The following is a 19,580-nucleotide window of genomic DNA, read 5'->3' as shown; positions in this document are numbered from 1 at the left end:
ATCGGCCAGAGGCAGACTTTCTCTTTGCGCAAACACCTGGTGAGCACACCTATGGACTACTACCTCAACCTGTTTATTCACTCAATATTTGTCGAAAACCTCGCCCTGGCCTTCTTTCTGGGGATGTGTACTTTTCTGGCCGTCTCGAAGAACATCAACACCGCCTTTGGCCTTGGCATGACAATCCTGGTGGTGATGGTGATCGCCATTCCCCTCAACAACTTGATTTACCGCCATATCTTGCGGGCAGGCAGTACCTTTTTCGGTGAATTCGATCTGGGATTTCTCGATTACATCATCTACATCGGGGTGTTGGCGGCGCTGGTGCAGGTGATGGAGATGGTGCTCGACAAGTTCGTTCCGGCGCTCTATCAGGCACTCGGCATCTATCTGCCGCTGTTGACGGTGCACTGCGCCATCTTCGGCGGGGTGATGTTTATGGCGCAGCGGGATTACGATTTTGTCGAGTCACTGGTCTACAGCGCAGGCTCCGGGCTTGGCTGGCTGCTGGCCATTGTCGCCATGGCCGGACTGCGCCAGAAGCTGAAGTACGCCGATGTCCCCGAGGGGCTGCGGGGCATCGGTATCACCTTTATCGTGGCAGGGCTGATGTCCCTCGGCTTTATGTCCTTCTCCGGCATATCGCTATGAGGGGATGACAAAAAACGAGGCGCCTTCGGGCGCCTCGTTGTTTATCAGGGATTGCGGATGGCCATTACAGCTCGCGGGCCCAGGGATGAGCCTTGGGACGCAGCGCCAGCGCCAGACCCAGCAGCAGCACGGTCAGACCGTAGAGGGGCCAGCTGCCAAAGCGCATGTAGGGGGTCTCGCCGTGGGCGGGACGCACTTCGCTGCGCAGCACGCCCGCTTCAAACTGCGGGATCTGGCCTATGATGCTGCCATCGATCTCGGTCACGATAGTGATACCGGTGTTGGTGTCCCGCAGCAGCGGATGAGCCAGCTCCAGCGCGCGCATCCGGGCGATCTCCATATGCTGCCAGGGGCCGATGCTGGTGCCGAACCAGGCGTCGTTGGAGACGGTCAGCAGGAAGTCGGTATCGGCATTGACGTTGCGGCGCACCTCCTCCGGGAAGATGATCTCGTAGCAGATGGCGGCGGCAAACTTGAGCCCCTTGGCGATCAGGTTTGGCTGCACTTCGTCACCCCGGCTGAAGGAGGACATCGGCAGGTTGAAGAAGGGGGCGATGGGGCGTAGCAGATCTTCAAAGGGCACGAATTCGCCGATGGGCAGCAGGTGGTATTTGTTGTAGCGGTTGGAGTGGTTGTAGAAGTAGGACTCCTTGCCATCCGCATCCTGCACCCCCATGCCGAGCACGGTATTGTAGAAGCGCTGTTGCTGCTCGTCGTAGTGAATGATCCCCGCCAGCAGGCCGGTATCGTTCACCTTCATCGCCTTGTCCAGATTCTCCAGATAGGGGCCCATCGCCTTCTCGATGGCCGGGATCGCCGATTCCGGCCAGATGATGATGTCGGCATCCTGATTCTCGCGGCTCAAGTCCTGATAGGTGCGCACCGTGGAGGCCAGCGCCTCCGGATCCCACTTGAGGGACTGGGCGATATTGCCCTGCACCAGTGCCACCTTGACCGGCTCGCCACGGGTCACCCAGTTGAGCTGCATCAGACCGTGGGCACCGGCCACCAGCAGGGCGGGCACCGCCAGCCACAGTGGCGAGCGGGATTTCCACACCAGCCAAATGGCGGAGGCGGAGAATAGCAGTGCTAGGGTGATGCCCTGTACCCCGAGAATGGGAGCAAATCCCTTGAGCGGGCCGTCGATCTGGCTGTAGCCAAACCAGAGCCAGGGGAAGCCGGTCATCACCCAGCCGCGCAGCCAGTCAGCTACCAACCACAGTGCCGGGAAGGCGAGCAGCCAGCGGCTCCAGTGACGGCCGCCAAAGAAGCGGGCGAAGGCCCAGCAGGCGAGCGTCGGGTATAGGGCCAGATAGGCGGAGAGCCCGGCCAGCAGCACGAAGGCGACCGGTAGCGGGATGCCGCCAAACTCGGTCATGCTGACATGGATCCACCACAGGCCTGGCAAAAAGAGTCCCATGGCGTAGCCAAAACTGCGCCAGGCGGCCTGTTTCGGCGTGGCTTTGTCCAGCAGGGCGTAGAGGCCGAGCAGGGAGGGGATCACCAGCGGCCAGTAGCCGAAGGGGGAGAAGGCCAGCACGGCGATGGCACCAGAGGCCAATGCACTGAGGCTTAACAGAATTTTGGAAGTAACAGGGGATAATCTCACGGGCGATGGTGCTCGTCTTGGTGTGCAACTGGGGTCGAATGGCCGGTATCTTAACCTGTAAGCGGGGCAACGGCGAGCCTCGATGCCGGTGGCAGAGAGCACAACGCCCCGAGGTCGGGGCGTTGTTTCACACATCGAGCGGATCTACCTATTGCGGCTCGGATTGCGCCGCCGCGTGGTGCTCGGGGATCTTCACCTGCAGCTGCTGCAGACGGCGCCGGTCGGCATGCATCACCTTGAACAGGTAGCCGTCCAGCTCGATCTCCTCGCCCTTCTTGGGCAGGTGGCTGAATGCGTGCATCACCAGACCACCTACCGTGTCCACCTCTTCATCGCTGAATTTGGTGCCGAAGAAGTCGTTGAAATCCTCGATCTCGGTCAGGGCACTGATGGAGAAGACCCGCTTGCTGAGGCGGCGGATTTCGTCCGGTTCATCCTCGATGTCGTCAAACTCGTCGTCGATCTCGCCAACGATAAGTTCCAATATGTCTTCGATGGTCACCAGACCGGAGACGCCACCAAATTCGTCGACCACGATGGCCATGTGGTAGCGCTCTTCACGGAACTCCTTGAGCAGACGGTCAACCCGTTTGCTTTCCGGCACGATCACCGTAGGGCGCAAGATTTTCTCGAGCTGCAGCGGCTCGCTGGCGTGATGGCCGCCAAACCCGAAGGGGAGCAGATCCTTGGCGAGCAGAATGCCCTCCACATGGTCCTTGTCCTCGTTGATCACCGGGAAGCGGGAGTGGCCGGACTCGATGATCACCGGCAGGATTGCATCCACCGGCTGGGACTTCTCGATGGTCACCATCTGGGAGCGGGGGATCATGATATCGCGTACGCGAAGATCGGCGATCTCCAGCACCCCCTCGATCATGTCCTTGGTGTCCTGATCGATGAGGTCGCGCTCTTCGGCATCGGCTATCACGTCTACCAAATCATTGCGGTCTTTTGGCTCGCCCTGGAAGAGTTGGCTGAGTTTGTCGAGCCAGGTTTTCTTCGGCGAGCCGGTACTAGGGTGATCGTCGGTCATTTTCTCTCTTGGTTACTCGTATGAACACACTTGAAATAGTTCGGGTTATATAAGGATGGCCATCTGCTGTTTCAAGACGATGACCATCCGGTTCTTTACTCTTCGTCGTTCAGATAAGGATCGGCAAAACCTAGCTCCTGCATGATGTCGCGCTCAAGCGCTTCCATCTCTTCGGCTTCCTCATCCTCGATATGGTCATAACCTAGCAGATGCAGACTGCCGTGCACAACCATGTGGGCCCAGTGGGCCATCAGGGGCTTGCCCTGCTCTTCGGCCTCGCGCTCTACCACCTGACGGCAGATCACCAGATCGCCGAGCAGCGGCAGCTCCAGACCGGGTGGCGCCTCGAACGGGAAGGAGAGCACGTTGGTGGGCTTGTCCTTGCCGCGATATGTAAGGTTGAGCTCGTTGCTCTCCGCCTCGTCGACGATACGCACCGTCACTTCTGCCTCCTGCTGGAAGCCGAGAATGGTGCCGTCGAGCCAGCCTTGCAGCTGGGCTTCGGTGGGCAGGCCGTCAGTGCTGGCACTGGCCAGCTGCAGATCCAGGGTTACGCTCATTGTTCACTCTCTTTGCCGATGCTCTCTTTCCCGAAAATGGGTGCTGCTTTTTCCGCTGCCTGTTTGGCATCGAATGCCTCGTAAGCCTGCACGATACGGGCCACCACCGGGTGGCGCACCACGTCTTTGGACTCGAAGAAGTTGAACGACAGACCATCGACCCCTGGCAGCACTTCCAGCGCGTGGCGCAGGCCGGATTTGGCGTTGCGCGGCAGGTCTACCTGGGTGATGTCGCCGGTGACCACGGCCTTGGAGTTGAAGCCGATCCGGGTCAGGAACATCTTCATCTGCTCGGTGGTGGTGTTTTGGGCCTCATCGAGAATGATAAAGGCGTCATTGAGGGTTCTTCCGCGCATATAGGCGAGCGGCGCCACCTCGATGATGTTGCGCTCCATCAGCTTCTCGACCCGCTCAAAACCCAGCATCTCGAACAGGGCGTCGTAGAGCGGGCGCAGGTAAGGATCCACCTTCTGGGAGAGATCGCCAGGCAGGAAGCCCAGCTTCTCACCCGCTTCCACCGCCGGACGGGTCAGCAGAATGCGGCGAATTTCCTGACGCTCCAGCGCATCCACCGCCGCTGCGACCGCCAGATAGGTCTTGCCGGTACCGGCCGGGCCTATGCCGAAGCAGATATCGTGGCGCACGATATTGGCAATGTACTGGGCCTGATTTGGGCTGCGTGGTTTGATGAGACCGCGCTTGGTCTTGACCGTCACCTCCTTGCCATAGGGGATGCTCGGCGCCGGTTCGTCATCCTGCTCCAGCACTCGCGACTCCTGAATAGCCAGATGGACCATGTCGGGAGTGATGTCAGTCACCTTGCCACCCTTGAGGGGCTGGGTTTCCACATAGAGGTGCTTGAGGATGACGGCGGCGGCATCCAGCTGGGCCGGTTTGCCCACCAACTGGAAGTGGCTGTCACGGTAGCTGATCTCGACGCCGAGGCGGCGCTCCAGCTGCTTGATGTTGTCATCGAAGGGGCCGCACAGGCTGGCAAGGCGCTGGTTGTCGGCGGGCTCCAGATGCAGATTCAGGGTCGAGATGTGTCGGCTCAAAATATCCTCGTCTCAAGGCGCTCCCCATCCGCCGGGCGAATGGGGAGGAGGGGATTAATGGGGAGTGAAGGCGGCAACGCCCAGCTCGTCCGGTACGTTATCCGGGCGACGGGCCAGGATTTCGCTCGGGGCGGTGGCGATCCGCAGGTTCATCTCGCTCTCGCCGCGGATGAACTTGCCGCGCAGAGAGTTGGGACGCACCTCGGTGATCTCCACGTCGGCAAAGCCGCCGATCAGGGTGTGCAGGCCTTCAAAGTTGACCACCCGGTTGTTCTCGGTGCGACCACATAGCTGCATCGGGTCGAGCTTGGAGGGCCCTTCCACCAGGATGCGCTGGGTGGTGCCCAGCATGGCGCGGCCAATCTGCATCGCCTGGTTGTTGATGACGTGCTGCAGGCGGGCCAGACGGGCTTTCTTCACTTCCATGTCGACATCGTCAGGCATGTCGGCGGCCGGGGTGCCCGGGCGCGGGCTGAAGATGAAGCTGAAGCTCATGTCGAAACCCACATCCTCGATCAGCTTCATGGTCGCTTCAAAGTCTTCGTCCGTCTCGTTCGGGAAGCCAACGATGAAGTCGGAGCTGATGGTGATGTCGGGACGGGCGGCACGCAGGCGACGGATCTTGGATTTGTACTCCAGGATGGTGTGCGGGCGCTTCATCATGGTCAGGATACGGTCGGAGCCGCTCTGCACCGGCAGGTGCAGGAAGCTGACCACTTCCGGGGTGTCTTTGTAGACTTCGATGATGTCGTCGGTGAACTCGATCGGGTGGCTGGTGGTGTAGCGAATGCGATCGATACCGTCGATGGCGGCCACCAGACGCAGCAGCTCGGCGAAGGTGCAGATGCCGCCATCAAAGGTCGGGCCGCGGTAGGCATTGACGTTCTGGCCGAGCAGGTTCACTTCGCGCACGCCCTGCTGGGCGAGCTGGGCGATTTCGTAGAGCACGTCGTCCAGCGGACGGCTCACCTCTTCACCGCGGGTGTAGGGCACCACGCAGTAAGTACAGTATTTGGAGCAGCCTTCCATGATGGAGACGAACGCGGTGGCCCCTTCGGCGCGCGGTTCGGGCAGGCTGTCGAATTTTTCGATCTCGGGGAAGGCGATATCAACCTGGGCACCACGGCCCTCTTGCACTTCCTTGATCATGGCGGGCAGGCGATGCAGGGTCTGCGGGCCGAACACGATATCCACATAGGGAGCGCGCTGGCGGATGGCATCGCCCTCCTGAGAGGCAACGCAGCCACCCACGCCGATCACCAGACCGGGCTTGTTGGCCTTGAGCTTTTTCCAGCGTCCCAGCTGGTGGAACACCTTCTCCTGCGCCTTTTCGCGGATGGAGCAGGTATTCAGCAGCAAGACATCTGCCTCTTCGGGCTCTTCGGTAAGGGTGTAGCCATTACTGGCATCCAACAGGTCGGCCATTTTGGACGAGTCATACTCGTTCATCTGGCAACCCCAGGTTTTAATGTGAAGTTTCTTGCTCATTGCTTCTCTTGACTTGTTTTGAAATCGGCATGGTCAAAGGACCGCGCATTTTACTCCGCAATCTGGATACTGCCTAGCTAATATCCAGCTGGCAATGGTGCTCACCCGATACCTGTTGCCAGCAAGCTCAATAAGCTTTCTCCTTGATTTGACGCAGCAATTCCCCGTTTGTCTCACTGTTTATCAGCCGCCCTTGCGCTATCATGCTGCCATCCGGTTCACGTCCGGGCGCTGTCGCCGGACGCACCCTTTCAGGAATAAATGTATGGAACAGTGTGATATCGCCATCGTCGGCGCCGGCATGGTGGGCGCCGCCACCGCCTGTCTGCTGGCGGCTCAGGGCCTCTCGGTGCGGGTCATCGAGACCCAACTGCCGGAGCATTACGCGCCGGAGCAGCCGCTGGATCTGCGGGTCTCCGCCATCAGTCAGGCCTCGGTGGCGCTGCTGGAGCAGGCCGGTGCCTGGCACCATCTGCAGCAGATGCGGCTCTGCCCCTATCGCCGGCTGGAGACCTGGGAGCTGGACGGTTTTGCCACCCGCTTCAATGCCGCCGATCTCGGTCTGCCCCAGCTCGGCTACATCATCGAAAACCGTCTGGTGCAGCTCGCCCTGCTCAAACGGATGGAGGATTTTCCCACCATCCAGACCCACACCCCGGCGGCGGTGACCAGCCTGCGCCAGAGTGCGGATGAAGCTGTGCTGACTCTGGATGACGGCACTGAACTGGCGGCCCGCTGGGTGCTGGCTTGCGATGGCGCTGAATCCCACACCCGCAAGCTGGCGGGTATCGGCGTATCGCGCTTCGAGTACCGCCAGCACTGCATGCTGATCAATATCGACACCGACTTTGCGCAGGAAGATATCACCTGGCAGCAGTTCACCCCGAGCGGCCCGCGCGCCTTCCTGCCACTACCAGGCCAGCACGGCTCTCTGGTGTGGTATGACAGCCCGGCTCGGATCCGGGCTCTGGCGGCCATGAGCAACGAAGGGCTTGCCGCCGAAGTGCGCCGCCACTTCCCGAGTCGGCTCGGCGGATTTACCGTCACCGGCAAGGGGAGTTTCCCGCTGGTGCGTCGCCACGCCAACGACTATCACGTCGGTCGGGTGGTGCTGCTTGGCGATGCTGCCCACACCATCAACCCGCTGGCGGGGCAGGGGGTCAACCTCGGTTTCAAGGATGTGGCCTGCTGGGTCGACTTGCTGCAAGGGGCCGGAGCCGACTGGCATCAAGCTGTGCTGGCCGAGCGTTACGAGCGACGCCGTCGCCCCGACAACCTGCTGATGCAGTCGGGAATGGATCTCTTCTACGGGGTGTTCAGCAACGAGATTGGCCCCCTCAAGCTGGCCCGCAATCTGGCCCTCAATCTGGCGGATAAAGCTGGCCCCTTAAAGGAGATGGCGCTGCGCTATGCACTGGGGCTGGTTTGACAGGTAGAAACCAGATAGCACGGGCTGAATGCGCGAAGGAGCAAAGGTGATGAACAAGGCACTGCTGGTGATCGATTTTATCAACGATATTGCCCATTCCGACGGGCGCATTGCCGCCTCTGCAGCCCATGTGCTGGAGCAGGATGCTGTTGCGCATGCCAATCAGGCGCTGGCCCATGCCCGCGCCAACGGCTGGCTGGTAGTGCTGATCAAGGTGGGCTTTGACGGCGGCTATCAGCTGCAACCCAAGGGGTCTCCCATGTTTGGTCGCGCTCACCAGTTGGGGGCGCTCTCTTTGGTTGACAGCGGCACCGACTTTCATCCTGATCTGGATGTGCAGCCCGGCGATCTGGTGCTGACCAAGCCCAGAGTGAGCCCCTTCTATGGCACGGCGCTGGAGCCTGCGCTGCGGGCCAATCACATCGACCACCTCTATCTGTGCGGGGTGAGCACCAGCTGGGCCATTCAGGCGGCAGCGCGAGATGGCCACGATCGCGACTACGCCATCACCATTCTGGAGGATGCCTGCGCCGCCGCAGATGCCACCGAGCATCACACCTCGCTGCGGATGCTGGGGCGCATCGCCGAGATCATCAAGGTGTCCCAGCTGGCTTGAGCTTTAACGCAGGCAGCACCCGAGCACCGTGTTGAGATTGACGCAGCGGCTCCCTGTCGGGCCGCAGCGCTTTTGGGCAACATGATTGTCGGGCAAGATAGTGCTCACATGGATAACAACAAGGATGGACAGATGCGTTATCAGGGACGGATCGCGAGCTGGAACGAGGCGCGCGGCTTTGGATTTATTACGCCGGAGCAAAATGGCGCCGAGCAGACAATCAATGGATCACGCGGTGCAGGGCTGTTTGTGCATGTTACGGCGTTGCAATCAGATGGCCGGGTGCCAGAGCCGGGCGAGCGTGTCACCTATCTGATCGGCAGTGGCCAGGATGGCAAACCAAGGGCGTTACAGGTCTTTTTCCCCGATCGCCCGCTCACGTTGGCGGATGCAGTGCCGTCGGCCGCAACATCAGCCACAAGGTCAGCCGCACCATCAGCGGCGCCATCGTTTCGGGCGGCAAGTCAGCCGCCACGACCCACTTCTACCAGAGAGAGAAGTAACCCCTATCGACGTCGCAAGAGCAGCTGGAGTGGCAAATTGATCCCTCTGCTGGTGCTCGTCGGCCTCTTTTCCATCTATTCCCGTTTCTCGGCCGAGTCAATGGCGCCATTGCCGGTCTCCTCTTTCAATCAGGAGGAGGTCAGCACGCCACAGGCAACGACCTTTATTCGCCAGTGTGATGGTCGGCAACATTGCTCCCAGATGACCTCCTGCGAGGAGGCAACCTGGTTTTTACAAAACTGCCCTGGTACCAAGATGGATGGGGAAGGAGATGGCATCCCCTGTGAAAATCAGTGGTGTGGTCATTAAATGTGACTTATCAGATACATATGCTCATGATGTGCTCTTGTTATCCGGAACAGGGAAACTGGCCTGAAACCTTGCCGGATGGTGTTCGATGGTGAAATTTGGTCTCAGTTGGCTAAGTGGAAATTGGGTGCTTTACTCTATCTGCTGACTTTATTGTTAATAGATGGCGGTATGCCACTTTTGCCACAGGATGGCCATCATGGTGGATGATATACAGAGGCCGCGAAGTCACTTCTCCGAGCGGGCTCATTATCTGGCTGCGCTGCTGGATTCGCTGGAAGACCAGATATCGGTGATAGACCGGGATGGCGTGATCCATTACACCAATCTCGCCTGGGAGCTGTTTGGTGAACAAAACGGCATGCCCAAGGGATATAACTGGCTCGGAGTCAATTACATGGGGGCTTGTGACGATGAAGCCGAGCCCTCGGGATTGGCTGCCGTGGAGGGGATCCTCCGGGTTATCCGTCATCAGCAGGATAAGTTCTATCTGGAATACCCCTGCCACAGCCCCGACACCCAGCGCTGGTTTATGATGCGAGTAGCGCCTGTACCCGGGCTTGATGCCGAGTATTTTTCCATCGCCCATATCAATATCACCGAGCGCAAGCTGCTGGAGCTGGAAGTTGCCAGCCTCTCCCAACATGATCCCCTGACCGGACTGGCCAATCGGCGGCTGTTCAACAGCTTTCTGCATAACGAGTGGCGGCGCAGCATGCGTGAACACACACCGCTCTCCCTCATCATGTTGGATCTGGATAACTTCAAGGCGTGCAATGACCATCTTGGTCATCAGATGGGGGATGGATCCCTCCAGCTGGTGGGCCATCTTCTGCAGTCCTTCTGCCAGCGTCCGGCGGATCTGCCCTGCCGTTTTGGTGGTGACGAGTTTGCCCTGATCCTCGGCAATACAGATCGAGATGCGGCCCAGCGGATTGGAGAAGAGATCCGCCAGGCCATCAACGATCTCGACATCGTGGTGGCAAATAATATTCAGCTTAGCGCCAGCATTGGCATTGCCACCTACACGGCAGAGCAACTGCTGGAGGGGGAAGGGGCGTTGCTGGCCGCGGCCGATGCGGCGCTTTATTGCGCCAAGGGGGCGGGTAAAAACCGTAGTCACTGCGCCAGCTGTTGAGCCGCATTACCGCTTTTGTCCTGCATGCGCCCCCTTGATGGGGGGCGCACTGTTTTTTGGCTGGTTACGGTGTTAGCCACCAGCGAGCGTTGGTTTCAGCGCTCGGGCGTGGCTGACACCGGCAAGGGATGGCTGGCGATCACCTGCCTGACGAAGTGATCCCGGATGGGGTCGTCAAAGTCCGGATTCCATACCATGCTGACCTCCCACTCGGAGCTGGGACCAGAGAGGGGATAGAGGGTGACATCGGGCCCTGCGATAAAGCTGACGCTGCGCGGCAGGATGGCGTTGCCTATGCCCGCCGCGACCAATGCTACCAGCGTCTGGATATCCTCGGCCTCCTGGACCATGCCGGTCAGCCGATTGGCGCCGAGAAAACCGGCGATCTGCTGGCTGAGCCCAGGGCAGCGGTGGCCCACCATCTGCAACAGGGGTTGACTGGTCAGTGCCTGCTGGACGTCGAATGCGGCCGGGTCTGGCTCGGTCATCCGTGTCGGCACCGCTAGCACCAGCCGGTCGATCAGCAGTCTGTGTTCCTGCAACTGCGGCACCTGAGGTCTGCGCATAAAGCCAAGCTGCAACTGGCCGGAGAGCAGCTGTTCCTGCTGGATGGCGGAGGGCATATCCTGCAGATGGACCATCACGTCCGTGACCTGCTGTTTGAAGCGGGCCACCAGCGCAGGGGCCAGTGCGAAACTCGACAGACCGAAGCCAATCTTGAGCCGACCGGCTACCCCGCTCGCCACAGCCAGCGCATGGCTTTCGAACTCCCGACCGTGCTCGACCAGCGCACTCGCCTGAGTGAGCAGCTGGGCGCCGAGCGCCGTCAGCTCGGCACCGTGGCGACCCCGCTTGAACAGGGTGCAGCCCAGCGCCTGCTCCAGCCCCTGGATCTGCTTGGTGAGGGCCGGTTGGGTGATAAAGAGGCGGCTGGCCGCTTCCCGGTAGTTGGCGGTGTCGGCCAGCGTCACAAACGCCTGCAGTTGCCTCAAGTCGAATTTCATTCCAATTGGTTATCCAAAGTGGCGATTTATTGATTATAAATTATCTAATCGCCTTGTTCTAATGGCTCGGCAAGGGGGGAATCGCCCTCCTCTGAACCTGAACAAGGAGCCATATCATGTCCACTCAACGTTATCTTTTTTTGATCAAGAGCACGCTGGTGCTGGCTCAGCCGTTGGCGGCCCCGGAGACGGGGGAGCTGCTCGCCAGCCTGCTGCAACAGGGTTTTGTGGTCGGCCCCTTGCAAGTGTGGGCTGGCAGTGCCGAGCAGGCGCTGGCCTGTTATGAGCGTGCCGCCCAGCAGCAGGCCTTTGCCGATGCGCTCTCTGGCTCTCTGCCCGAGCTGGCCGGGGTGCCTGTATGAGTGCTGGCATGAACACGATCACCCTGTCGGTATCCGCCCTGCTGCTCGATATGGATGGCACCCTGGTCTGCTCGACCGGCGATGTGGAGAAGGTGTGGCGGCTCTGGTGCCAGCATCATCAGCTGGCACCCGAGCCGGTGTTGGCGATGTGCCACGGCATGCGCTCGCGAGAGGTGATCCGGGCGCTGGCCCCGCAACTGGATGTAGAGCGGGAAGCGGCGCGGCTCGACGAGCTGGAGATGCTGCATACCGGCGGTGACGCCATCTTTGGGGCTGGCGAGTTGCTGCGCCGCTTGCCGCCAGAGCATTGGGCCATTGTGACCTCCGCCAGTGAGCGGGTTGCTCGCCATCGCCTGAGTTGTGCCGGTTTGCCGCTGCCCCATGTACTGGTGGGGGCCGAAGCTGTGATCCATGGCAAGCCCGATCCCGAGCCCTATCTGCTGGGGGCTGAACGGCTTGGCGTCTCGCCCGCTCGTTGCCTGGTGTTCGAGGATGCCTCGGCCGGTATCGAGAGCGCCCTGCGTGCAGGTTGCACCGTGGTGCAGGTCGGGGGCGATGCGCCGCTCAATCCGGCGGTGGTGGCGGTGATCCGCGATTGGCGCGAGGTGAAGGTGGAGATTGGAGAGACATCCCTGCTGGTGACGCTGCTCGCCTGAGCGGTGGATAGAGCGTATTACGACCGCAGATTGCGGTATGAACCATCGCCATCAACACTGTATGCCGCAATAAAAACGCCCCCGAGATGCGGGGGCGTTTTGCTTTCTCAACGGTTATTTGAAAACGCGGAAACGGGTAGCGTCGTCGATAAAGGTTTTGTCACCGGCCGGTTGCTTGATGCTGCCAAAGGGCATCTGGGCACGCAGCAGCCAGCTGGCGGGCAGGTTCCACTCCTTGCGTACCGCCTCGTCGATCAGCGGGTTGTAGTGCTGCAGGGAGGCACCGACTTTCTCCTGTGCCAGCGTTGTCCAGACCGCAAACTGGGCGATGCCGGTGGCATGTTCCGACCAGATGGGGAAGTTGTCGGCATAGAGGGCAAATTTTTGCTGCAGATCCTTGATGACGTCGGTGTCTTCGAAGAACAGCACGGTACCGAAGCCTGCGCGGAAGCTGCCATCTACCTTGGCCTCACTCTGGGCGTAGGCTTCCGGCGGCACAATCTTTTTCAGCTCGGCTTTGACGATATCCCACAGCTTGTGATGCTGGGCGCCAAACAGGATGACGGCACGGGAGCTCTGGGAGTTGAAGGAGGAGGGGCTGTGCCTGATGGCATCCTGGATCAGGGCCGTCAGCTGCTCCGGTGTGTGGGACACCTGGTCGCCCAGGGCATAGATGGTACGACGTGCTTTGATCTGTTCGATAAACGGACTGCTCATAACATCTCCTTGTTCTGCTTGGCGTTGCAGCCGGTGATGGACGGTTTGTCCAGCGCCTGCCGAATCAGGTATAGACTATAACACCCACGATGCAGAGCGGGGTTAACCCGGGGTAACTAGCGTTTTTCCTGTCAGTTGATATTCGTTTGCGAACCTTGACGTTTCGTTAGTGTTGGAAGTGTCATTTAAGGGGCGCGAAAGTGATATTAATCAATGATTCACTCTCCTTTCTCTCCCACAATCCCCGTATGTTTTCTTGGTTCGGATGTGATGTGAGCCGTTCGTATCTCAATAAACGCTACTATGTGCTGGTCCCCCTCTCTGCATTAATTGGTTTGATGATCCTGATAGTGACGATCATCATGGCTATTGCCAGCTATCTGAGGGATATCGACATGACGGTATCCGGTTTCGGCCACATGGCATCCTCCGTTGAAGCGTCCCTGATCCACGAGATGGTGAAGGTCAATGAGCGGCAACTGGCGGTGCTGGAGGCCTCGCTCGACAAGGAGAAGATCGCTCGCGGCGGTCTGGCCGACTCCCCCATCTGGGCCATTGCGCACAAGATCAAACCAGGCAACCACTACATCTACTTTTACAACCTGAACGCGGATCGTATCGACAGCTACCCGGACTGGCTACCGCCCCCCGGTTATCAGGCGGCGCTGCGACCCTGGTATCAGGTGACCACCATGCCGGGCGACGAGCTCGTCTGGTTTGGCCCCTACCCTGAATACAATACCAATGAATTGATACTCAGCCTGATCAAACGGGTGTGGGACGATCAGGGGCAACTGCTGGGGCTGCTGATGGTCGACATGTCGTTCGACTCGCTGCAGCAGGCGCTGCAGCGGACGGTTGGCGGCAATCAGGCCGCACTCTATCTTACCTTGCGCGACAGCGGCCAGCTGGTGGTGGGCAGCAATATGGATCTGCTGGCAGATCACCCCATCGAGCAGCATCAGGGCCAGCAGTGGCTCGGTCTGGATGTGTTGTGTCATGGCACTTTCCTGAAGCGCGAGCTGGCGGACATTGGCTGGGATCTCAATATCTATCTGCCGCCCGTGCTGTTTCGCAACAGCCTCTATGAGGCGCTGCAGATGGTGGTTTTGCCATTGATCTCCCTGTTTGCCATCTGGTGTTGCACACTGAGTCTGCTGGTGCGGATCTTCCGCCAGGAGCAGGCGCTGGTATCGGGTTCACTGACCGGTATCGTGCGCAATCTGGAGAGTTCTCCCCCCATCACCAAGGCCAATACCTGGTTTGTGCGACGCAGCCTGAACGAGATCGATCAGGTCAGGACCAGCTTCCTCAAGGGGCAGGATGCGCTGTTGCGGGACCCTCTGACCGGTATCATGAACCGGCGAGCCTTCGAGCAGCACAAGAGCGCGCTGGAGCTGAGGGGGGAGCGCTTCTGGCTGCTGCTGTTTGATATTGATCACTTCAAAGGACTCAATGACAGTCGGGGTCATGCCTTCGGCGATCAGGTGCTGTGTCGGGTGGCCAACTGTCTTGCTGATGTGCTGGGGGTGAGCACGGTTTACCGGATTGGGGGCGATGAGTTTGCCGCTCTGCTGCAACAGCCACAGGATGAGCTGGCGGAGAAGCTCAATTGTCTGCTTGACGTGGTGCGACATCAACAGTGGCGTGAGCACAAGGGGCAGGTCACCTTGAGTATCGGCGGCGCCTGCCATTCACCCGTTGCCGACCCCATCTTCGAGCGTGCTGATGCAGCCCTTTATCGTAGCAAGGAGGCTGGCCGGGACTGCTGGCATCTGGCGGATGAGGCTGCTGACTGACAGCTGTTGTCCCAGCGCGGCGGGTCTGTGCCGGGACACGACAACCAGATGGTGGGGCGCCCAGCCGTAATAGTTTGGCTTTTTGGTGATTTTAATCTTTAAATTCAATCGCTTGATTTTACTCTTCCATTTTGGGCGGTGGCCGTGCGGTCATTGACTGTCGCATCCCTCATTTCTGCTGGCTGGCGAACCCCGTGGCGCTTTGTATAGTGCCGCTGAATATTAATCAGGTTTGACAGGAGTACCCATGGAGATGAATTCGCGTGCTCTTCGCGTACTGGCACTGCTGGGCGCCTTGCTGGCTGGCAGCACGACCGTGCACGCCTCCGAGACCCTCAATACCATTTTGGGTGGCGGCGCAGGTGGTGTGGCGGGCACCATGATCGGCAAGGAGCTGGGGGGAGATACCGGTGCGCTGGTGGGAGCGGCGTTGGGCGGTGCTGCCGGTGGGGCTGCGACGGCCAACAAGGGCAACAAGAATGAAGCGGCCCTTGGCGGCGCTGTGGGGGCGCTGGGCGGTGCCGCCATCGGCAAGAGTGTCGGTGGTGATACCGGTCAGCTGATCGGCGCCGGGGTCGGCGGGGCGAGCGGTTCAGCCATCGGTGCCAAGACCGGCGATGGCCACAAGAGCCAGGATCGCTATTACGATGATGACGACGATCATCACCATCACAAGCACCACAAGAAGTACAAAAAGCACAAGAAGCACAGATGGCACGACGACGATTGATGTGCGCGCAGTGAGTGCGAAAGATGCAAAACGGGGCCTGTTGGCCCCGTTTTGCATGGTGTAGTCACTCGATTTTGCGGTTACTCGCTCGTGCGGTTACACCAGCCGGTGCTGACGGCGACCGGCGGCAAAGGCGTTGATGTTGTCGATCAGCTGATCGGCTAGACGCTGCATCGACTCCTCGCTGGCCCAGGCCACATGGGGGGTCAGAATGAAGTGGGGGTATTGCAGCGCCTTCATCAAGGGATGGTCGGGGGGCGGGGGTTCGACGCTCGCCACATCGAAACCGGCACCACCGAGGCGACCGTTGGCCAGCGCTTGCAGCAGCGCCTCCTCATCCACCAACCCACCGCGGCCGACGTTGATCAGCAGGGCGCCCGGTTTCATCAGATCCAGCTCCCGCTCGCCAATCAGGTTGCGGGTGTAGGGGGTGAGCGGGCAGTGCAGGCTGATCACATCCGAACTTTGCAGCAACTCGTCGAGGGGGAGGCGATCCTCGTCGTGACTGGTGCCGACCTGGCTCTGGGCGTAACGCACTGTCATCCCCATCCCTTTGGCCCGCTCGCCGAGCGCCTGACCGAGTGTCCCTTTGCCGATGATGCCAAGCTGCTTGCCGTGCAGATCCATGATGTTGTGGTCGAAAAAGCAGAACTGGCCGCTCTGTTGCCAGCGTCCCTCCAGCAGCGACTGGCGCCAGCAGAAGAGGTTGCGCGACAGGGCCAGCATCAGCGCCATGGCGTGCTCCGGCACCGAGGGGCCCGAGTAGTTGCGGATATTGCACACCCCGACGTTGGCGGCGCGGCACGCCTCCAGATCCACGTTGTCGCTGCCGGTGGCGGCGAGCGCGATGAGTTTGAGCTCTGGCAGCTGGGCCAGTTCGGCGGCCCCGATCCGTACCTTGTTGATGATAGCGATGCTGGCATCTTTGAGCCGTTCCACCACCTGTTCCGGGGTAGTACTTGGATAGCTCTGCCAGTGGTGGGGGAAGTCGGGGTGATGCAGGGTGATGCCCGCATCCAGGGTATCGCTGTCGAGAAACACAATCTGCTGCATGGACCTTCCTGCCATTGTTCAGGTTCGAGATGCCATGATGCCAAAGAGGATGCGGTCAGGGCCAGCCTGCCGCTGTGTCATGGCTGGGCTTTATCCGGCAGATGTGAGCTTGCGCGCTTTATTGCGCCACGCTAGCGGCCGGTTTAGAGCCAGCCCAGATGGTTGAGCCAGCCCTGAATGCGGGTGGGGGTCTCCTCCAGCTCCATCAGGGCGTAGGGGCGATAGTTGAGCTTGTTGCTGCGGCGGCTCTCGCTTTTGCGGGCCTCGGCGGCCAGCAGGGGCCAGCGACCGCCATCCTCCTGATAGAGATCGAGTGTGGGGATGGCCGCCTGAGCAACCTGTTTGGCCAGGGTCTGGTTGCTCTGCTGATTGGGGAAGAAACCATCGAGTAGCACCAGTGCATCGGGGGCGGGCAACTGTTCGCTAGCGATGAGGTTGGTTGTCCAGGCAGCGCCGGTACCTTGCGCCAGGATCAGCTTGAAGCCCCCCTCCTGCAGCTTGGCATCGGCCAGCTTGTTGATCCGCTCGGCAAACTGCTTGCGAAACTCATCGCTGTTTTTCGCTTTTTTCTCGGCGGCTGGGTCCAGTTCGGTCTGTTGGGGAGAGGGGAGCAGCAGCAGGGTATCAAAGCCCAGTCGACCGAGGGCGCGAGTCAGTTGCCACAGCTGGCCGCTGCGCTGCCAGTCGGGCAGTAAAATGGCGAGCCCCAGATAGTTTTCACTGTCGTGTTTGGCGAACAGCACCGTCTGCTTGTCGATCTGGGTGGCATCGGGTAGCCCTTTCCAGTCGCTCGCTTGCCAATGGTCGAGGGGCATTGGCTCGGCAACGGGGGGCGCAACCTCGCTCGCCTCTGCCCCATGGCCAGCCAGCAAGGTCAATAACAGCAGTGATAAGGATAATCTGGCCATAGTGTGCTCCCCCGGTTATCTGGGTTAGCGGCGGCGGCGGGATTTTCTGAAGGCGGGCGGTGTGATGGCAACTCGGAGGCAATAAAAAAAGCGAGCCGTTGGCTCGCTTTTTTGCAATCAATTCAAAGCGGTCAATTAGTTGACGCGACGCTTGAATTCACCGGTGCGGGTATCGATTTCGATCTTGTCACCGATCTCTACGAAAGCGGCAACAGCCAGCTCGTAGGTAGTGCCTTTCAGACGGGCAGGCTTGGTCACTTTACCGGAGGTGTCGCCACGGGCAGCCGGTTCGGTGTACTCAACTTCGCGCACGATGGTGGTCGGCAGTTCTACGGAGATGGCTTTCTCGTTGTAGAAAGTCACTTCACACAGATCTTCCATGCCGTCTACCAGGTAGTTCAGCACGTCACCCAGGTTGTCTTTCTCTACGTCGTACTGGTTGTACTCGGTGTCCATAAAGACATACAGGGGGTCGGAGAAGTAGGAGTAGGTGCACTCTTTACGCTCCAGCTGAACAACGTCCAGCTTGTCGTCGGCCTTGAAGACAGTCTCGGTGGCGCTGCCGTTCAGCAGGCCTTTCAGCTTCATTTTGACCACGGCGGAGTTACGGCCGGATTTGTTGAATTCAGCCTTCTGGACCACCATCGGCTCGGTGCCGATCATGACTACGTTACCAGCGCGGATTTCCTGAGCGGTTTTCATGTAAAAAATTCCTGTTCGTGAAACGGACGGATAAAAACTGCCAGATTATATACGGCTTTCCAGAAATTTCACCAACCTCGTGACGAGATCCCCATCCCGGAGCAACTTCTGTGACCAGCTTCGCCCATGTTGCTGCCAAATCGCACTGTATTGCGGCCATTGGGCCCAGAGTGCGCGGCAATCTTCACCACGGTTGAGAGCCAGATTAAAGCGGCGCAGCCATTGGCAGCACTCGGCGGGTAGATCGGATAAGTAGTGGTCAAGGAACTGCTCCAGCTTGACCAGATGGGCCTCTTCTTCCTGCTGGTAGATGTGCCAGAGGAAAGGACGAGCCGCCCACTGGGCCCGCACGAAGGAGTCCTCCCCACGCACCAGATTGAGATCGCAGCTCCACAGCAGTCGATCGTAGCCAGCCTGAGCGGTCATCGGCAGCAGCTTGATGGTGAGGTTGCCCGAGTGGAGCAGATCCCCCGCTTTGGCTGCAGGGATGGCATCAGTCAGACCGGCACCGGTGAGCACATCGTTGAGAGAGCGCCCCAGCGGCAGCAGCAGGGTGACGGGCGTGGCGCTCTGGCACCAGCTCTCGACCAGACTCTTCAGCGCATCGCTCTCGTAGGTAAAGAGGCTGACCCGCAGCTCGTTCTCTTGTTTTGGCGGCAAACCGAGGCTGGCCCAGTAGGCGGCAAGTCCCGCATCATCTTGCTGCCACAGCTCCCGTTCGGTGATGAGGTCGTGCTCGCACAAAAGGCCGCCGGTTTTAGCGGTAAAGCCCGGGAAGAAGAAGTATTTGTTGAGGCTCTGGTTGCCAACTCGCTGGGGCGAGGCGAGGCCGTGGCAATCCTCGACCCAGCTCTCCGCCGAGAGGTACTCCAGATTGATCCAGCAGGGGGGCTTGGGTTGGCTCGCCATCAGCTCTATGAAGGGGGCGGGCAGTTCGCAGGCAAAGGCCTCGATCACCACCTTGGCCGGTGTCATGACGCTCGGCAGGGTCTCATGCCAGTGCTGGATATAGATGCCATTGACCCACTGACCATCCTGCGCCGGGTCGAGCCCGGGGCAGATGCGGGCGAAGCTTGCCAGATCGTCCACCCAGAGCCGCACCTGAACCTCATCGCCATGTGCCGCAATATTCCCCTCCCGTTTTAGCTGGCGGGCGAGTCGCCAGGTGACGCCGATGTCACCGAAGTTGTCGACGACGCAGCAGAAGATGTCCCAGTCAAACGGGGGCAGGGGAGTTGTCATGGCTCGGGGTTCCAA

The 19,580-nt window shown here is 59.9% G+C and carries 20 protein-coding genes; 9 read left to right on the top strand and 11 right to left on the bottom strand.

The window, feature by feature from the left end:
- Positions 1-51: 51 nt before the first annotated feature.
- Positions 52-651 (top strand): NADH:ubiquinone reductase (Na(+)-transporting) subunit E, encoded by a 600-nt coding sequence (nqrE, locus tag I6L34_RS05480; RefSeq protein ID WP_064337626.1) that lies wholly within the window; start codon positions 52-54, stop codon positions 649-651.
- A gap of 64 nt (positions 652-715) precedes the next feature.
- Here nqrE and lnt read toward each other — a convergent pair whose 3' ends face one another.
- The 5 genes from lnt to miaB form a co-directional block, all read right to left on the bottom strand.
- Complete coding sequence (gene lnt / locus I6L34_RS05475) at positions 716-2,260, bottom strand: apolipoprotein N-acyltransferase (RefSeq protein WP_216956067.1); 1,545 nt, start codon at positions 2,258-2,260, stop codon at positions 716-718.
- A gap of 148 nt (positions 2,261-2,408) precedes the next feature.
- Positions 2,409-3,293, bottom strand: coding sequence for a CNNM family magnesium/cobalt transport protein CorC (gene corC, locus I6L34_RS05470; protein ID WP_005354092.1), 885 nt, complete (start codon positions 3,291-3,293; stop codon positions 2,409-2,411).
- 95 nt (positions 3,294-3,388) lie between these two features.
- The gene (gene ybeY / locus I6L34_RS05465; protein WP_005354089.1) at positions 3,389-3,853 is read right to left on the bottom strand and encodes an rRNA maturation RNase YbeY; all 465 of its coding nucleotides are present in this window, start codon (positions 3,851-3,853) and stop codon (positions 3,389-3,391) included.
- The gene (locus I6L34_RS05460) at positions 3,850-4,908 is read right to left on the bottom strand and encodes a PhoH family protein (RefSeq protein WP_047438025.1); all 1,059 of its coding nucleotides are present in this window, start codon (positions 4,906-4,908) and stop codon (positions 3,850-3,852) included. Before I6L34_RS05460 ends, ybeY begins: the two co-directional genes overlap by 4 nt.
- 54 nt (positions 4,909-4,962) lie before the next feature.
- Positions 4,963-6,396 (bottom strand): tRNA (N6-isopentenyl adenosine(37)-C2)-methylthiotransferase MiaB, encoded by a 1,434-nt coding sequence (gene miaB, locus I6L34_RS05455; protein ID WP_042054725.1) that lies wholly within the window; start codon positions 6,394-6,396, stop codon positions 4,963-4,965.
- 265 nt (positions 6,397-6,661) lie between these two features.
- Here miaB and I6L34_RS05450 point away from each other — a divergent pair, with 265 nt between their 5' ends.
- The 4 genes from I6L34_RS05450 to I6L34_RS05435 all read left to right on the top strand — a co-directional run bounded on the left by I6L34_RS05450 (position 6,662) and on the right by I6L34_RS05435 (position 10,392).
- The gene (locus I6L34_RS05450; protein WP_058057151.1) at positions 6,662-7,825 is read left to right on the top strand and encodes an FAD-dependent oxidoreductase; all 1,164 of its coding nucleotides are present in this window, start codon (positions 6,662-6,664) and stop codon (positions 7,823-7,825) included.
- 49 nt (positions 7,826-7,874) lie between these two features.
- A complete protein-coding gene (locus I6L34_RS05445) occupies positions 7,875-8,441 on the top strand; it encodes a cysteine hydrolase family protein (RefSeq protein ID WP_058057152.1) in 567 nt (188 codons plus the stop codon).
- A gap of 132 nt (positions 8,442-8,573) precedes the next feature.
- Positions 8,574-9,254 carry an excalibur calcium-binding domain-containing protein gene (locus tag I6L34_RS05440; RefSeq protein ID WP_058057153.1) on the top strand — a complete coding sequence of 227 codons (681 nt, stop codon included), beginning with the start codon at positions 8,574-8,576 and terminating at the stop codon, positions 9,252-9,254.
- A 199-nt stretch (positions 9,255-9,453) separates the two neighbouring features.
- The gene (locus tag I6L34_RS05435) at positions 9,454-10,392 is read left to right on the top strand and encodes a sensor domain-containing diguanylate cyclase (protein WP_058057154.1); all 939 of its coding nucleotides are present in this window, start codon (positions 9,454-9,456) and stop codon (positions 10,390-10,392) included.
- 95 nt (positions 10,393-10,487) lie between these two features.
- Here the strand turns inward: I6L34_RS05435 and I6L34_RS05430 are convergent, their stop codons facing one another.
- Positions 10,488-11,396: a LysR family transcriptional regulator gene (locus tag I6L34_RS05430; RefSeq protein ID WP_058057155.1), complete on the bottom strand. Its 909-nt coding sequence runs from the start codon at positions 11,394-11,396 to the stop codon at positions 10,488-10,490.
- Between the two features lie 116 nt (positions 11,397-11,512).
- On the opposite strand from I6L34_RS05430, the gene I6L34_RS05425 reads away from it, so the two are divergent.
- Positions 11,513-11,758 carry a hypothetical protein gene (locus tag I6L34_RS05425; RefSeq protein WP_058058871.1) on the top strand — a complete coding sequence of 82 codons (246 nt, stop codon included), beginning with the start codon at positions 11,513-11,515 and terminating at the stop codon, positions 11,756-11,758.
- Between the two features lie 8 nt (positions 11,759-11,766).
- Positions 11,767-12,414, top strand: coding sequence for an HAD-IA family hydrolase (locus tag I6L34_RS05420; RefSeq protein WP_058058870.1), 648 nt, complete (start codon positions 11,767-11,769; stop codon positions 12,412-12,414).
- 114 nt (positions 12,415-12,528) lie between these two features.
- Here the strand turns inward: I6L34_RS05420 and I6L34_RS05415 are convergent, their stop codons facing one another.
- A complete protein-coding gene (locus tag I6L34_RS05415; RefSeq protein ID WP_005348028.1) occupies positions 12,529-13,131 on the bottom strand; it encodes a nitroreductase family protein in 603 nt (200 codons plus the stop codon).
- A 248-nt stretch (positions 13,132-13,379) separates the two neighbouring features.
- Between I6L34_RS05415 and I6L34_RS05410 the strand changes: the two genes are divergently transcribed.
- Both I6L34_RS05410 and I6L34_RS05405 read left to right on the top strand, forming a co-directional pair.
- Entirely contained in the window at positions 13,380-14,930 is a 1,551-nt protein-coding gene (locus I6L34_RS05410; protein ID WP_213386608.1) for a sensor domain-containing diguanylate cyclase, read from the top strand.
- 247 nt (positions 14,931-15,177) lie between these two features.
- Positions 15,178-15,660, top strand: a complete 483-nt coding sequence (locus I6L34_RS05405; protein ID WP_058057159.1) for a YMGG-like glycine zipper-containing protein — start codon at positions 15,178-15,180, stop codon at positions 15,658-15,660.
- Between the two features lie 96 nt (positions 15,661-15,756).
- On the opposite strand, the gene I6L34_RS05400 is transcribed toward I6L34_RS05405, so the two are convergent.
- The 4 genes from I6L34_RS05400 to earP all read right to left on the bottom strand — a co-directional run bounded on the left by I6L34_RS05400 (position 15,757) and on the right by earP (position 19,565).
- Positions 15,757-16,713 carry a D-2-hydroxyacid dehydrogenase gene (locus I6L34_RS05400; RefSeq protein ID WP_021229760.1) on the bottom strand — a complete coding sequence of 319 codons (957 nt, stop codon included), beginning with the start codon at positions 16,711-16,713 and terminating at the stop codon, positions 15,757-15,759.
- A gap of 143 nt (positions 16,714-16,856) precedes the next feature.
- Positions 16,857-17,621, bottom strand: coding sequence for a DUF3530 family protein (locus I6L34_RS05395; RefSeq protein ID WP_058057160.1), 765 nt, complete (start codon positions 17,619-17,621; stop codon positions 16,857-16,859).
- A 135-nt stretch (positions 17,622-17,756) separates the two neighbouring features.
- Complete coding sequence (efp, locus tag I6L34_RS05390) at positions 17,757-18,323, bottom strand: elongation factor P (RefSeq protein WP_005335100.1); 567 nt, start codon at positions 18,321-18,323, stop codon at positions 17,757-17,759.
- Between the two features lie 45 nt (positions 18,324-18,368).
- The gene (earP, locus tag I6L34_RS05385) at positions 18,369-19,565 is read right to left on the bottom strand and encodes an elongation factor P maturation arginine rhamnosyltransferase EarP (protein ID WP_216956064.1); all 1,197 of its coding nucleotides are present in this window, start codon (positions 19,563-19,565) and stop codon (positions 18,369-18,371) included.
- Positions 19,566-19,580 lie beyond the last annotated feature (15 nt).

The organism is Aeromonas sp. FDAARGOS 1404 (assembly GCF_019047085.1).
Lineage (GTDB): Bacteria > Pseudomonadota > Gammaproteobacteria > Enterobacterales > Aeromonadaceae > Aeromonas > Aeromonas veronii.
The sequence above is the reverse complement of the archived record's forward strand: the minus strand, read 5'-3'. Positions and strand labels throughout refer to the sequence as shown.

What these genes read in the sequence shown, in the direction of transcription:
- nqrE (WP_064337626.1), top strand. Translation starts at nt 52, where the DNA reads ATGGACTACTACCTCAACCTGTTTATTCACTCAATATTTGTCGAAAAC.
- corC (WP_005354092.1), bottom strand. Translation starts at nt 3,293, where the DNA reads ATGACCGACGATCACCCTAGTACCGGCTCGCCGAAGAAAACCTGGCTC.
- ybeY (WP_005354089.1), bottom strand. Translation starts at nt 3,853, where the DNA reads ATGAGCGTAACCCTGGATCTGCAGCTGGCCAGTGCCAGCACTGACGGC.
- miaB (WP_042054725.1), bottom strand. Translation starts at nt 6,396, where the DNA reads ATGAGCAAGAAACTTCACATTAAAACCTGGGGTTGCCAGATGAACGAG.
- I6L34_RS05450 (WP_058057151.1), top strand. Translation starts at nt 6,662, where the DNA reads ATGGAACAGTGTGATATCGCCATCGTCGGCGCCGGCATGGTGGGCGCC.
- I6L34_RS05445 (WP_058057152.1), top strand. Translation starts at nt 7,875, where the DNA reads ATGAACAAGGCACTGCTGGTGATCGATTTTATCAACGATATTGCCCAT.
- I6L34_RS05440 (WP_058057153.1), top strand. Translation starts at nt 8,574, where the DNA reads ATGCGTTATCAGGGACGGATCGCGAGCTGGAACGAGGCGCGCGGCTTT.
- I6L34_RS05435 (WP_058057154.1), top strand. Translation starts at nt 9,454, where the DNA reads ATGGTGGATGATATACAGAGGCCGCGAAGTCACTTCTCCGAGCGGGCT.
- I6L34_RS05430 (WP_058057155.1), bottom strand. Translation starts at nt 11,396, where the DNA reads ATGAAATTCGACTTGAGGCAACTGCAGGCGTTTGTGACGCTGGCCGAC.
- I6L34_RS05425 (WP_058058871.1), top strand. Translation starts at nt 11,513, where the DNA reads ATGTCCACTCAACGTTATCTTTTTTTGATCAAGAGCACGCTGGTGCTG.
- I6L34_RS05420 (WP_058058870.1), top strand. Translation starts at nt 11,767, where the DNA reads ATGAACACGATCACCCTGTCGGTATCCGCCCTGCTGCTCGATATGGAT.
- I6L34_RS05415 (WP_005348028.1), bottom strand. Translation starts at nt 13,131, where the DNA reads ATGAGCAGTCCGTTTATCGAACAGATCAAAGCACGTCGTACCATCTAT.
- I6L34_RS05410 (WP_213386608.1), top strand. Translation starts at nt 13,380, where the DNA reads ATGTTTTCTTGGTTCGGATGTGATGTGAGCCGTTCGTATCTCAATAAA.
- I6L34_RS05405 (WP_058057159.1), top strand. Translation starts at nt 15,178, where the DNA reads ATGGAGATGAATTCGCGTGCTCTTCGCGTACTGGCACTGCTGGGCGCC.
- I6L34_RS05400 (WP_021229760.1), bottom strand. Translation starts at nt 16,713, where the DNA reads ATGCAGCAGATTGTGTTTCTCGACAGCGATACCCTGGATGCGGGCATC.
- I6L34_RS05395 (WP_058057160.1), bottom strand. Translation starts at nt 17,621, where the DNA reads ATGGCCAGATTATCCTTATCACTGCTGTTATTGACCTTGCTGGCTGGC.
- efp (WP_005335100.1), bottom strand. Translation starts at nt 18,323, where the DNA reads ATGAAAACCGCTCAGGAAATCCGCGCTGGTAACGTAGTCATGATCGGC.
- earP (WP_216956064.1), bottom strand. Translation starts at nt 19,565, where the DNA reads ATGACAACTCCCCTGCCCCCGTTTGACTGGGACATCTTCTGCTGCGTC.